We start from the raw sequence: 13,233 nt of genomic DNA, 5'->3' as shown, positions 1-13,233 counted from the left end.
GGCCCGCCGGACCCCGTTGTGAATGAGCTTGCACAGTCGTGCATAATCATCACATGGCGGATACCTCTGGTGGGCCCTCGGTACGGGTCGCGGTCGCTGGTGCGAGTGGGTACGCGGGCGGCGAAGTCCTGCGTCTGCTGCTGGGGCATCCAGCCTATCGAAGCGGGCGTCTCGAGATCGGGGCGCTGACCGCCGGATCCAATGCGGGCAGCCCGCTGGGTGAACTCCAGCCGCATCTGCTGCCGCTCGCCGATCGGGTGCTCGGCCCGACCACCGTGGAGGAATTGGCCGGACACGATGTCGTGTTCCTGGGCCTGCCGCACGGACAGTCCGCGGCGCTGGCCAAGGCGCTGCCCGAATCCACGATCATCATCGACTGCGGGGCCGATTTCCGGCTCACCGACGGTGCGGCCTGGGAGAAGTACTACGGCACCCCCTATGCGGGCAGCTGGCCGTATGGCCTGCCGGAACTGCCGGGACAGCGGGATCAACTGCGCGGGGCGACCCGGATCGCGGTGCCCGGCTGCTATCCGACGGTGTCCAGCCTCGCGCTCGCCCCGGCCATCGCCGCCGGAATCATCGAACCGCAGGTGAATGTGGTTGCGGTGAGCGGTACTTCGGGCGCGGGCCGCAAACTCGATGTGAGCCTGCTGGGTTCGGAGGTGATGGGCTCGCTGCGCGCGTACAGCATCGCGGGCGCGCACCGGCACACCCCCGAGATCGCGCAGAATCTGAAGGCCGTCGGCGGTGTCGACGTCGCGGTGTCCTTCACCCCCGTGCTGGCCCCGCTGCCGCGCGGCATTCTCGCCACCTGCACCGCCCCGACCCGCGTGGACGCCGCGGCGGCGCGCGCGGTCTATGAAAAAGCCTATGCCGATGAGCCCTTCGTGCATCTGCTGCCCGAAGGTGTACTGCCGCAGACCGGTTCGGTGCTGGGCTCCAATGCCGTCACCCTCCAGGTCGCCGTGGACGAGGCCGCCGGAATGCTGGTCGTGATCGGGGCCATCGACAATCTCGCCAAGGGCACGGCGGGCGCCGCCGTGCAATCCATGAATCTGGCTCTCGGAATCGACGAGACCGCAGGACTTTCCACCGTAGGAGTGGCACCGTGACTTCATCCATCGACGGCAAGCTGGTCCGGACCCAGGGCGTGACCGCACCGCTCGGGTTCCGCGCGGCCGGTATCACCGCGGGCATCAAGGTCAGCGGGAAGCCGGATCTGGCACTGGTTTTCAGTGAGGGGCCGGAGTACTCAGCGGCCGGTGTGTTCACCCGCAACAAGGTGAAGGCCGCACCGGTGCTGTGGTCGCAGCAGGTGTTGAAGACCGGGCGACTGCGCGCGGTGATCCTGAATTCCGGTGGGGCGAACGCGTGTACGGGTCCGGGCGGATTCCAGGACACCCACACCACCGCCGAAGAGCTGGCGAAGGCGCTGAGCAACTGGGGCACCGAGACCGGTGCGGGCGAGATCGCGGTCTGCTCAACGGGTCTCATCGGCGACCGGCTGCCCATGGACAAACTGCTGCCCGCCGTCACCGAGATCGTGCACGAAATGGGCGGCGGACTCTCCGGCGGGGCCGAGGCCGCGCGGGCCATCATGACCACCGATACCGTGCCGAAAGAGGTTGCGTTCCACCACAAGGACAAGTGGAACGTCGGCGGGATGGGCAAGGGCGCGGGCATGCTCGCGCCATCGCTGGCCACCATGCTGATCGTGCTCACCACCGATGCGGTGGCCACGCCCGAACAGCTGGACTCCGCGCTGCGCAAGGCCACCGGGCTCACCTTCGATCGCCTGGACGTGGACGGCTCCTGCTCCACCAATGACACGGTGCTGCTGCTCGCCAATGGCGCCAGCGGTGTGACGCCGAGCCAGGACGAGCTCGACGCCGCCGTATTCGCGGTCTGCGATGATCTGGCCGAACAGCTCATGGCCGATGCCGAGGGCGTCACCAAGCGGGTGCACATCACCGTGCGCGGCGCGGTCAGCGAGGACGAGGCGCTCATCGGCGCGCGGGCGCTGGCGCGGGACAGCCTGGTCAAGACCGCGTTCTTCGGTTCGGACCCGAACTGGGGGCGCGTGCTCGCGAGCATCGGCATCGCGCCGATCGAGCTGGAGCAGGACAAGATTACTGTGTCCTTCAATGGGCATCCGGTGTGCGTGAACGGTATGGGCGCGCCCGGTGCGCGCGAGGTCGATCTGTCCGGGCCGGATATTCAGGTGCTGGTCGACCTGGGGTTGGGCGCGGGCGAGGCCACCATTCGCACCACCGATCTCTCGCACGGCTATGTCGAAGAGAATTCGGCGTACAGCTCATGACCTCGGCGCGGGAACAGCTTTCGGCTCTCGACAAGGCGCATGTGCTCGCCGATGCGCTGCCGTGGCTGCAGAAGTTCCGGGACAAGGTCGTCGTCGTCAAATACGGCGGCAACGCCATGATCGACGATGAGCTCAAGCGGGCATTCGCCTCGGATATGGCGTTCCTGCGCACCGTCGGAGTGCATCCGGTGGTGGTGCACGGCGGTGGGCCGCAGATCAGTGCCATGCTGAAAAAGCTTGGGCTGCAAGGGGAATTCCGCGGCGGATTCCGGGTCACCACGCCCGAGGTGATGGATGTGGTGCGCATGGTGCTCTTCGGCCAGGTCGGCCGGGAGCTGGTCGGACTGATCAACGCCCACGGACCGTACGCGGTCGGCATCTCCGGTGAGGACGCGGGACTGTTCACCGCCACCCGGCGCACCGTGACCGTGGACGGTGAACCCACCGATATCGGCCTGGTCGGCGATGTCACCGAGGTGAATCCGGACGCGGTGCTGGATCTCATTGCGGCCGGGCGGATTCCGGTGGTGTCCACCATCGCGCCGGACGCGTTCGGTGTCGTGCACAACATCAATGCCGATACCGCCGCGGCCGCGCTGGCGCAGGGCATCGGCGCGGAGAAGCTCGTCATCCTCACCGATGTCGAAGGGCTGTACACGAATTGGCCCGATCGGTCCTCGCTGACCTCGCGCATCGATACCGACGCGCTGGGTAAGTTGCTGTCGAGCCTGGATGCGGGCATGGTCCCGAAAATGGAAGCCTGCCTGCGCGCCGTCGAGGGCGGGGTGCCCACCGCGCACGTAATCGACGGCCGGGTACCGCATTCGGTGCTGCTGGAGCTGTTCACCGGGGAGGGCATCGGCACCATGGTGACCCCCGCGGACGGCGTGAGTTCGAACGGAGTGAAGTCATGAGCACGGCCGATATCCAGCAGCGGTGGAATACCGCGCTGATGAACAACTACGGCACCCCCAAGGTGGCGCTGGTGCGCGGCGCGGGCGCGGTCGTCTACGACGCCGACGGTAAGCGCTACCTCGACTTCCTCGGCGGGATCGCGGTCAACAGCCTCGGGCACGCGCATCCGGCGATCCTGTCCGCGGTCACCCAGCAGCTGGGCACGCTCGGGCACGTATCGAATCTGTATGCCAGCGAACCCGCCATCGAACTCGCCGAGCGGCTGCTCGCGCACTTCGGGGACGGGCACGGGCGGGCGTTCTTCTGCAACTCCGGCACCGAGGCCAATGAGGCCGCGTTCAAGATGGCGCGGCTGACCGGTAAGACCAAGATCGTCGCGGCGGAAGAGGCATTCCACGGGCGGACAATGGGCGCACTGGCGCTGACCGGACAGGCGGCCAAGCGCACGCCGTTCGAGCCGATGCCCGCGGGCGTCGTACACGTGCCGTACGGGGATGCGGCGGCATTGGCCGCCGCCGTCGATTCCGATACGGCCGCGGTGTTTCTCGAACCCATCATGGGGGAGAGCGGTGTCGTGGTGCCGCCCTCGGATTACCTCGCGCAGGCGCGGGCCATCACCAAAGAGCATGGCGCACTGCTGATTCTGGACGAGGTGCAGACCGGTATCGGCCGCACCGGGGCGTTCTATGCGCATCAGGCGGCGGGCATCGTGCCCGATGTGATCACCCTGGCCAAGGGGCTCGGCGGCGGTCTGCCCATCGGTGCGGTGCTGGCGCAGGGTCCGGCGGCCGAGCTGTTGCAGCCGGGGCTGCACGGGACCACGTTCGGCGGCAATCCGGTCTGTGCCGCAGCGGCTTTGGCGGTGCTGCGCACCATCGACGAGGAGGATCTGCTCTCGCACGTGGAGAAGATCGGCAAGGTGCTGGTCGACGGGATCGACGCGCTCGGGCATCCACTGGTCGATCATGTGCGCGGTGCCGGACTGCTCATCGGCATTCAGCTCACCGAGGATGTCTCCGCGCAGGTCGACGAGGCCGCGCGGGAATCCGGGTATCTGCTGAATCCCGCCAAGCCCAATGTGATTCGGCTGGCGCCGCCGCTGATCCTCACCGAAACCCAGGCCGATAACTTCCTGTCCGACCTTCCCGGCATTCTCGATGCCGCGCAGGCGAAGGCGAAGGAGAACAGCAAGTGACCATTCGACACTTCCTGCGCGATGACGATGTCAGTCCCGCCGAACAGGCCGAAATCCTCACCATCGCAACGGATCTGAAGCGCGCACCGCTGCTGCTGCGGCCGCTCGAAGGGCCGCGCGGTGTCGCGGTCATGTTCGAGAAGAACTCCACGCGTACGCGGTTCTCGTTCGAGATGGGTATCGCGCAGCTCGGCGGGCATGCCGTCGTGGTGGACGGGCGCGACACCCAGTTGGGTCGCGAGGAGACGCTCGCCGATACCGGTCGCGTGCTGTCCCGCTACGTGGACGCCATCGTCTGGCGTACCTTCGGCCAGGAGCGGCTGGATGAAATGGCCGGTGCCGCAACCGTTCCCGTGGTGAACGCGCTCTCCAATGAATTCCACCCCTGCCAGGTCCTGGCCGATCTGCAGACGCTTCGTGAGCGCAAGGGCGACCTCGCGGGCCGCAATCTCACCTACCTCGGTGACGGTGCGAACAATATGTCGCACTCGCTGCTGCTCGGTGGTGTGACGGCGGGCCTGAACGTAACCATCGCCGCGCCGGTGGGTTTCGAGCCGCTGCCGTGGATCGTGGATCTCGCACAGAAGCGCGCCGCCGAAACCGGTGCCTCGATCACCCTCACCAATGATCCGCTGGCGGCCGCCGAAGGCGCCGACGCCCTGGTCACCGACACCTGGATGTCCATGGGTCAGGAGGGTGACGGCCGCGACCGCGTAGCCCCCTTCCGCCCCTTCCAGGTCAACGCCGACCTGCTCGCCCGCGCGGCCTCGGATGTGACTGTGCTGCACTGCCTCCCGGCGCATCGCGGTGAGGAGATCACCGACGAGGTCATCGACGGCCCGCACAGCGCGGTCTGGGACGAGGCCGAGAATCGTCTACACGCCCAGAAGGCCCTCCTGGTCTGGCTGCTGCGCCAACATGACCGAGGTGACGCGTGACAAGCGGCGACCGCCGCTCTCCCGCAACGGTTTCCGGCAAGTCGGGTGCGGCCATAGCCCGCACCCGAGCCGGCCGCCAAGCCCGAATCGTGGCCATCCTCTCCCAGCACGAGGTCCGCAGCCAATCCGAATTGGCCGCCCTCCTCTCCGGCGAAGGCATAGACACCACCCAGGCCACCCTCTCCCGCGACCTGGATGAACTCGGCGCAGTCAAACTCCGAGCCGCCGACGGCGGAGCCGGAGTCTACGTCGTCCCCGAAGACGGCAGCCCCGTCCGAGGCGTAACCGGCGGCACCGAACGCCTCTCGAAGTTGCTCGGCGACTTACTGGTATCCACCGACGCCAGCGGCAACATCGCAGTCCTGCGCACCCCACCCGGCGCCGCCCACTTCCTGGCCAGCGCCCTCGACCGAGCCGCCCTCCCCGAAATCGTAGGCACCATCGCCGGCGACGACACCATCGCCGTCATAGCCCGAGAACCCCTCACCGGCGCCGAACTAGCCGCCAAAATAGAACAACTCGCCTGACCGGTGACATGCGCCCCGAACGACTGACGCGCACATGAGCGCGGAACTCGCGACAGCCCTCGAACATTCGATTTCCCCGGACTGGGCGGTCCGGGCCGCAGCCGCTCACGAGCTTGCCGCGATCATCGGAATTCCCGCTGCCCGTTCGAGATTGGCGGAGATGCTTGGGGATGCCGGTGATATCGCCGTGCAGGTGGAGGCTGCCGAAGCGTTGGTTCGACACGGTGGTGCTGCCGGGTTGGTCGCGGTTCTGACCGAGCTCGGGCGCAGGAGCGATGATCCGCAATGCGATTACCTGGCGTACCGGATCGCCGAATTGCAGCAGTCGGGGGATGTGCGCGTGCTGGACCTCGTATCGGCGGTTGATCGTGCCGAGCTTTCCGCGGAAGCGGGGATCGCTTTGCGGGATCTGCTGGTCCTGATCGGTGGATGACAGCGGCTATCTGTCCGCAATTGAGTTCACGTGGGTTACCGATAAGCGGCCCGAGGTGCTTCCCGAGGCCGATTCGGTACGTCTCACGAGCTGAAATGGCTGTGCTTCATGCCTTTGACGGTGTGTTGGGGTGCGAAGTTCGGTGAGGGGGTGGGGTAGCTGATCGGATGCCATAGGATGCTGCGCTGAAGGGAGGGCGCGGTGAGTGGGTTCGGTGGGGAATCGGGGCGGTTGAGTGTGGTTCCGGAGGATGTTCGGGCGTTCGGGCGGGTGGCGTACCGGATGGCTGAGGAGTTGCGGGCGGGGTCGGGGGCTCTCGATCGGGAGGTCGGGGAGTTGATGAATACGTGGAAGGGGGCGGCGGCCACTTCGTATGGGGCGGGGTGGGGTGAGATGCATCGGGGGGCGGTCGAGGTGTGGGATGCGTTGTTCGAGCTTGCCGGGAAACTTGGGGTCAGCGCGGAGACTTATCGTGAGGTGGATGCTGAATTCGGGGCGGCTGTGAATTCCCTGGAGTTGCCGTGACGGGTCCGGGTGCGGGGTATTCGGTTGATCTGGCTCATCTGGATGAGGTGACCGCTCGGATTCGGGCGTTCAAGGGGTTTGTTGCCGATTATTTGAAGACGCTTGATGAGAAGGCGGGGGAGCTGTCGGGGGCGTGGTCCAGTGAGGCTGCCGCGGCTTACGAGCTCGCGCATCGTGAATGGTTAAGTGGCGCACAGGAAGTCCGTGAGGGGCTGGATGTGCTGGAATCCGCGGCCGCGTCCGCGCATCGCAATTATCGGGGCGCGGTTGCCGCGAATCTGAAGATGCTCGGGCTGTGAGCGGGTTCGGGGGATGACTTGGTGAACGTTGACTTCGGGACGTATTACGCGGTCGGCAGAGCATGTTTCGGGCTCAATGACGCGTTGCAGACCGCGTTTCTCGCCGAAACGCGGGCGATGGCCGACTGCGGTGCGATGGCCGGTGTCGATGAAACGGGTGAAGCGTGGGGCCTGAAGTATGACCTTCGCGCGGCCGAGGTTCTCACCATGGTCTCGGACCTCGGTGAAGGATTGCAGAAGCTCGGCAATGTAATCGTCCAGGCTGGATACAACCACTACCTCGCCGACTACGACAGCATCCTCGACTCCACGGTCCCGCCCGCCGCCAAACCCGCGGGCCCGATCCCCGCCTGCCTCTACTACGGCAGCGCACCATCAGCCGGTGGCCCGAGCGATGGTCTCCGCGAAGCCGCCGATTCCCTGATCCGCCTGGCCGACAAAGTCGGCATAGACATCCCCGACGGCAACACCGACAAACTCCAAACGGCGGCCGACGCCTGGACCCGCCTGCACACCGGCCACGCCGAACTGACCTCGGTCCTGAAAAACGCCGCCTCGGTAATGTCCCGAAACGACGTCGAAGACGCCACCGAATTCACCCGCCGCCTCCTCGACCTCCAATCGGCAATGGACGACATCCTCGCGGCCTGTGGCGAACTCGCCCAACTCTGCACCACCTGCAAATCCGACCTCGACCACCTCCGCGGCGAAATCCTCCACCGCATCCTCGTGGAACTCTCCTGGGCAGTAGCAGGCGAACTAACCATCGCCATAGCCTCCGCCTGGTTCACCTTCGGCATAACCGCCGTCACCATGACCGGCGTAACCGCCGCCACCGTAACCCGCTACGCCCTCCGCATAACCGAATCCGTCACCACTTGGCGCACCGGTATAGCCGCCGCCCGAGCCAGATTCGCCCTCCGCGATTTGGGCAGGTCTCGCAGATCAATCGATGAGGCGAAGCAACTCGAGACGAAAGCGATTGAACCACCGAAGATCCCGCGACCGGTTCCGAAGCTGACGCTGCGTCAGGAGCTGGATAAGGCGACCACGTGGCCCAAAGGTAACCTCCCTGCCCAGGATGGTCCGCCCAACGGATATTTCGTGAAGCGAGATTCGCAGGGAAATATCACCCACTACTCGTATTACGATGCCGATGGAGTGGCGACCAAGCGCGTCGACTTGACAGGCAAGCCACATCTCGACAAGACGACCGGGGAGTACATCCCTACGCCGCATGTTGTAGATGTTCGAAAGAACATAAACCCCGATACCGGTGAGATTTTCGGCCAAACCCTTCCCAACAGCGTCAGAGCCGCTCTTCCCGAGGAGATCCCGTAATGACCGTAGATGCGAACCGCGCCGGACTGCAGGCTGCTCTGGATATGTCGCGGAGCCCCGATGGGATGCAGCGAATCACCGCTATCGCCGAATTGGGGGGATACATCGAGAATTCGGATGCGCGTGCGCGCCTCGAGGAACTGATGGACGACGACATCGTCACGGTCGAGGTGGATGCTGCCGAGGTCTTGGTGAGGGTTGGCGGGCAGCCAGGATTGTTGGCTGTACTCGATGTGCTGGGCCGTCGAACAGATGATCCCGATGTCGACTACATCGCCTATATGCTGCAAAATCTCGATTTCGGTGGAGAGTTACCCGTTCTGTCCGACGCGCTGAAAATCCCCGAGAGCCGCTACTCGGATGCTGCCAAGATCGGCCTGGAAAACCTGCGGCGGCTGATGGGGAAGTAGGCATTCGAACCTTCAAGACTGTTCGGTGCCGTTGAGGAGGGATGTGTTCGAGTACCACGGATGGGTCACCGTGCAGAGTTCTGCGGGGGATGAGACCGATCGCGAGAGGGAGGCTGCTCGGGTGGCGGCTGCGACCTTGCTGCGGGGGTTGCAAGGGGTTCCGGGGCTTGCTGATATTCGAACGGTCAACGGCGCCAACCAGGTTCATATCGGGGGATTGGCGAACCATCGTGGCGGTCAGGGAGATGAGGTGCTCGAAGTCTTTTGCGGTATCGGGCGGGTAGCGCCGGGATCCTATGGGGTTCTTTACTTTTGGGATGACGAGGACTCCGCAGGGCGTGATGAGTTCCAGGTGGTTGTCATGCGCAGGGGAGAAGTATCTGTGGAGAGTGACGGGTATCTGTCGCCGTGTGTTCCTGTTATCGAAGATATGGCGTAATCGGTCGGGAGTCCGCACCGCGTGTTCAGCCGAGTTCGGGTAGGTGCCTGGCAGGGCGTGCGGGGGTGACATGGAGGTGTCGTGGACGCTGGGCTGGTGACGTCGGTGAGTGTGGCACTAGCCCTGAGCAGGGGATATCTGTTGGCCTACCCCCGGTTATGAATGGGATTGCATCATCGTGCATAATCATTTGTAGGACGCCGGGGGAACCGACCTACACGTACTAATCGAGGAGCACACGGACTATGACCAAGCGCGTCGTACTCGCCTACTCCGGCGGGCTGGACACATCGGTCGCGATCAGCTGGATCGCCAAGGAGACCGGGGCCGAGGTGGTCGCGGTGGCGATCGACCTGGGGCAGGGCGGCGAGGACATGAACGATGTGCGCCAGCGCGCGCTCGACTGCGGTGCGGTCGAGTCCATCGTGGTGGACGCGCGTGACGAGTTCGCCAACGAGTACTGCCTGCCGACCATCCAGTCCAACGCGCTGTACATGGGCCGCTACCCGCTGGTCTCCGCGATCTCCCGGCCGCTGATCGTCAAGCACCTGGTCGAGGCCGCCGAATACCATGGCGCGGATACGGTTTCGCACGGTTGCACCGGTAAGGGCAACGATCAGGTCCGCTTCGAGGTCGGCATCGGCGCGCTCGCGCCCGATCTGAAGGTCATCGCCCCGGTCCGCGACTACGCTTGGACCCGTGAGAAGGCCATCGAGTTCGCCGCCGAGAACAAGCTCCCGATCAACGTGAGCAAGAAGTCGCCGTTCTCCATCGATCAGAACCTGTGGGGCCGCGCGGTGGAAACCGGCTTCCTCGAGGATCTCTGGAACGCCCCGACCAAGGACGTGTACGACTACACCGTCGACCCGACCGTCAACTTCGAGGCCCCCGACGAGCTCATCGTCACCTTCGACAAGGGTGTTCCGGTCGCCATCGACGGCCGCTCGGTCAGCATGCTCGAGGCCATCACCGAACTGAACCAGCGCGCGGGCCGTCAGGGCGTCGGCCGCCTCGATATGGTCGAGGACCGGCTCGTCGGCATCAAGAGCCGTGAGATCTACGAGGCCCCGGGCGCCATCGCCCTCATCACCGCGCACCAGGAAATGGAAGCGGTCACCATCGAGCGCGAACTGGGCCGCTACAAGCGGCAGGTCGAGCAGCGCTGGGGCGAGCTGGTGTACGACGGCCTGTGGTTCTCCCCGCTCAAGCGCGCGCTCGACGCGTTCGTGCTGGACACCCAGCAGCACGTCTCCGGTGATGTCCGGATGGTCCTGCACGGCGGCAGCGTCGTGGTCAACGGCCGTCGCTCGGATGAGTCGCTGTACGACTTCAACCTGGCCACCTATGACGCGGGCGATACCTTCGACCAGTCGCTGGCCAAGGGTTTCGTGCAGATCCACGGCCTGTCCTCCAAGGTCGCTGCCCGCCGGGATCTCAGCAAGAAGTAGAGCGGGACTCTCAGCGAGAAGTAGTAGCCTGCGGACCGGGACCCGACCGGCAACAGGAGGCGCTCATGCGAACCGATGACGACAGCTGGGACATCACGGAGAGCGTGGGCGCCACCGCCATCGGCGTCGCCGCCATGCGGGCCTACGAAACCGGCCGCGAGGACGCGGTTTTCCAGGACCCGTACGCGGGCAAGCTCGTCGGCGCGGTCGGCTCCGACAGCTGGACCCGAATGCTGCGCGGCCAGGACGAGGACCTGCGCGAAACGGGCGGCGCGTTCATTCGCGGGGTGATGGGCTACTTCCTGATCGCCCGCACGCTGTACTTCGATCGGTATTTCGCCGATGCGATGGAGGTGGGCGTCCGTCAGTTCGTCATCCTGGCCTCGGGTCTGGACGCGCGCGCCTACCGCATGCAATGGCCTTCCGGCAGTGTGGTTTTCGAACTGGATCTGCCGAAAGTGCTGGAGTTCAAGGCGAACGCGCTCGCCGACGATCCGATCGAGGTCGACCGCCGCGAGGTGCCCGTCGACCTCCGGCAGGACTGGCCGAAAGCCCTGCGCGACAAGGGTTTCGATCCGAACCAGCCGACCGCCTGGCTCGCCGAGGGTTTGCTCCGCTACCTCCCCGGCGAGGCTCAGGACCGGCTGCTGGCCAATGTCGCCGAGCTCAGCGCCCCCGGCAGCCGGATGGCGCTGAATATCGGCACCGGCGAACGCGCGGTCTCCGACGAGTTCCGCAAGCGCCGCGCCGAAGCGCTGGCACAGGCCGGACTGCGCGTCGACCTGGAACAACTCTGGTACCCGTGGGAAGGCCGCACCGACCCGCGCACCTGGTTCGCCCTGCACAGCTGGCTGGTGCGCGAGGGCGATCCGGTCGCCCTGCTGGAAGCACACGGCCGTACTGTTCCCGAGGCGGCACTGCCCGATATGGGCAACCACATTCTGATGACCGCGATACGACCGCGAGGAGACGACACGCTATGACCGAGGGCGGCAGCACGAACGAGGGCGCGCTGTGGGGCGGACGTTTCGCGTCCGGCCCGGCCGCGGCGATGGCCGCGCTGAGCAAGTCGACCCACTTCGACTGGGTGCTCGCGCCGTACGACATTCGCGCGTCCAAGGCGCACGCCCGCGTGCTGCACAAGGCCGGACTGCTCTCGGCCGAGGATCTGACCGCCATGCTGGCCGGACTCGATCAGCTCGGGGCCGATGTCGCCTCGGGCGCGTACGGTCCCGCCGACTCCGATGAGGATGTGCACGGTGCGCTCGAACGCGGTCTGATCGAACGCGTCGGCACCGAACTCGGTGGCCGCCTGCGTGCCGGTCGCTCGCGAAATGACCAGGTGGCCACCCTGTTCCGGATGTGGCTGCGCGATGGGGTGCGCCGCGTCGCCGCCGGTGTGCTCGATGTGGTCGACGCCCTCGTCGCCCAGGCCGCCGCGCATCCGGACGCCGTCATGCCGGGCAAGACGCATTTGCAGGCCGCCCAGCCGGTGCTGCTCGCGCATCATCTGCTCGCGCACGCGCATCCGCTGCTGCGCGATATCGATCGCCTGCGCGATTTCGACAAGCGTGCCGCCATCTCCCCGTACGGTTCGGGCGCACTCGCCGGTTCCTCGCTCGGCCTGGACCCCGAGGCGATTGCCGCCGACCTGGATTTCGATGCGGCAGCGGCCAATTCGATCGACGCCACCTCCTCCCGCGATTTCGCCGCCGAGGCCGCGTTCGTGCTGGCCATGACCGCCGTCGACCTCTCCCGCATGGCGGAGGAGGTAATCATCTGGAGCACACCGGAATTCGGCTACATCACGCTGGCCGACGCCTGGTCCACCGGCTCCTCGATCATGCCGCAGAAGAAGAACCCGGACGTCTCCGAGCTCACCCGCGGCAAGGCCGGACGCCTCATCGGCAACCTCACCGGCCTGCTCGCCACGCTCAAGGCGCAGCCGCTGGCGTACAACCGCGATCTGCAGGAGGACAAGGAACCGGTCTTCGATTCGGTGGCTCAGTTGGAGCTGCTGCTCCCCGCCATCGCGGGTCTGGTCTCCACGCTGACCTTCCACACCGACCGCATGGCCGAACTGGCCCCGGCGGGCTTCACCCTCGCCACCGATATCGCCGAATGGCTTGTCCGCCAGGGTGTTCCATTCCGCGTTGCGCATGAGGCGGCCGGTGGCTGCGTCCGCGCCGCCGAAGCCCGCGGCGTCGGCCTCGACGAACTCACCGACGCCGAATTCGCCGCCGTCGATCCGGCCCTGACCCCGCAGGTCCGCGAAGTCCTCACCGTTGCGGGCTCCATCGCGTCGCGCAATTCCCGCGGCGGCACCGCAGGCGTCCAGGTAGCCAAGCAGCTCGAAGAGGTCCGCTCCACCGCCGCCGAACAGCGCACCTGGCTCGGCTGACCTGCCGAAAAACCCGTAGCCGCCGTGGAATACGGCGGCCAC

Annotated in this window: 15 protein-coding genes; all 15 read left to right on the top strand. The window is 66.0% G+C overall.

All coding sequences use genetic code 11. The features are described 5' to 3' along the window. Positions 1–53: 53 nt before the first annotated feature. The 15 genes from argC (at position 54) to argH (ending at position 13,191) form a co-directional block, all read left to right on the top strand. Complete coding sequence (argC, locus tag ACFC4D_RS18740) at positions 54–1,112, top strand: N-acetyl-gamma-glutamyl-phosphate reductase (protein ID WP_375967885.1); 1,059 nt, start codon at positions 54–56, stop codon at positions 1,110–1,112. Beyond that, the gene (gene argJ / locus ACFC4D_RS18735; protein ID WP_376064959.1) at positions 1,109–2,320 is read left to right on the top strand and encodes a bifunctional glutamate N-acetyltransferase/amino-acid acetyltransferase ArgJ; all 1,212 of its coding nucleotides are present in this window, start codon (positions 1,109–1,111) and stop codon (positions 2,318–2,320) included. Before argC ends, argJ begins: the two co-directional genes overlap by 4 nt. Then, positions 2,317–3,234: an acetylglutamate kinase gene (argB, locus tag ACFC4D_RS18730; RefSeq protein WP_364643128.1), complete on the top strand. Its 918-nt coding sequence runs from the start codon at positions 2,317–2,319 to the stop codon at positions 3,232–3,234. The genes argJ and argB overlap by 4 nt, the downstream gene beginning before the upstream one ends. Beyond that, complete coding sequence (locus ACFC4D_RS18725) at positions 3,231–4,430, top strand: acetylornithine transaminase (RefSeq protein ID WP_376064957.1); 1,200 nt, start codon at positions 3,231–3,233, stop codon at positions 4,428–4,430. The genes argB and ACFC4D_RS18725 overlap by 4 nt, the downstream gene beginning before the upstream one ends. Continuing rightward, positions 4,427–5,368 carry an ornithine carbamoyltransferase gene (argF, locus tag ACFC4D_RS18720; protein WP_376064954.1) on the top strand — a complete coding sequence of 314 codons (942 nt, stop codon included), beginning with the start codon at positions 4,427–4,429 and terminating at the stop codon, positions 5,366–5,368. Before ACFC4D_RS18725 ends, argF begins: the two co-directional genes overlap by 4 nt. Further along, entirely contained in the window at positions 5,365–5,895 is a 531-nt protein-coding gene (locus tag ACFC4D_RS18715; RefSeq protein WP_364643122.1) for an arginine repressor, read from the top strand. Before argF ends, ACFC4D_RS18715 begins: the two co-directional genes overlap by 4 nt. Positions 5,896–5,929: 34 nt before the next feature. After that, positions 5,930–6,328, top strand: coding sequence for a HEAT repeat domain-containing protein (locus tag ACFC4D_RS18710; RefSeq protein ID WP_376064951.1), 399 nt, complete (start codon positions 5,930–5,932; stop codon positions 6,326–6,328). Between the two features lie 201 nt (positions 6,329–6,529). Then, a complete protein-coding gene (locus tag ACFC4D_RS18705; RefSeq protein ID WP_376064948.1) occupies positions 6,530–6,853 on the top strand; it encodes a WXG100 family type VII secretion target in 324 nt (107 codons plus the stop codon). Beyond that, complete coding sequence (locus tag ACFC4D_RS18700; RefSeq protein ID WP_376064946.1) at positions 6,850–7,152, top strand: WXG100 family type VII secretion target; 303 nt, start codon at positions 6,850–6,852, stop codon at positions 7,150–7,152. Before ACFC4D_RS18705 ends, ACFC4D_RS18700 begins: the two co-directional genes overlap by 4 nt. Before the next feature lie 84 nt (positions 7,153–7,236). Next, positions 7,237–8,493: a polymorphic toxin type 24 domain-containing protein gene (locus ACFC4D_RS18695; protein WP_376064944.1), complete on the top strand. Its 1,257-nt coding sequence runs from the start codon at positions 7,237–7,239 to the stop codon at positions 8,491–8,493. Next, entirely contained in the window at positions 8,493–8,903 is a 411-nt protein-coding gene (locus ACFC4D_RS18690; RefSeq protein WP_376064941.1) for a hypothetical protein, read from the top strand. The genes ACFC4D_RS18695 and ACFC4D_RS18690 overlap by 1 nt, the downstream gene beginning before the upstream one ends. Positions 8,904–8,946: 43 nt before the next feature. Further along, positions 8,947–9,342, top strand: a complete 396-nt coding sequence (locus ACFC4D_RS18685; protein WP_376064939.1) for an Imm7 family immunity protein — start codon at positions 8,947–8,949, stop codon at positions 9,340–9,342. Between the two features lie 245 nt (positions 9,343–9,587). Further along, positions 9,588–10,790 carry an argininosuccinate synthase gene (locus ACFC4D_RS18680; RefSeq protein ID WP_375967865.1) on the top strand — a complete coding sequence of 401 codons (1,203 nt, stop codon included), beginning with the start codon at positions 9,588–9,590 and terminating at the stop codon, positions 10,788–10,790. A gap of 65 nt (positions 10,791–10,855) precedes the next feature. Further along, the gene (locus ACFC4D_RS18675) at positions 10,856–11,773 is read left to right on the top strand and encodes an SAM-dependent methyltransferase (protein ID WP_376064936.1); all 918 of its coding nucleotides are present in this window, start codon (positions 10,856–10,858) and stop codon (positions 11,771–11,773) included. Continuing rightward, positions 11,770–13,191 carry an argininosuccinate lyase gene (gene argH, locus ACFC4D_RS18670; RefSeq protein ID WP_375967861.1) on the top strand — a complete coding sequence of 474 codons (1,422 nt, stop codon included), beginning with the start codon at positions 11,770–11,772 and terminating at the stop codon, positions 13,189–13,191. Before ACFC4D_RS18675 ends, argH begins: the two co-directional genes overlap by 4 nt. Positions 13,192–13,233: the final 42 nt, after the last annotated feature.

This window comes from Nocardia sp. NPDC056000, assembly GCF_042269265.1.
Taxonomy (GTDB): Bacteria; Actinomycetota; Actinomycetes; order Mycobacteriales; family Mycobacteriaceae; genus Nocardia.
This window is presented reverse-complemented; position numbering and strand designations above follow the sequence as displayed.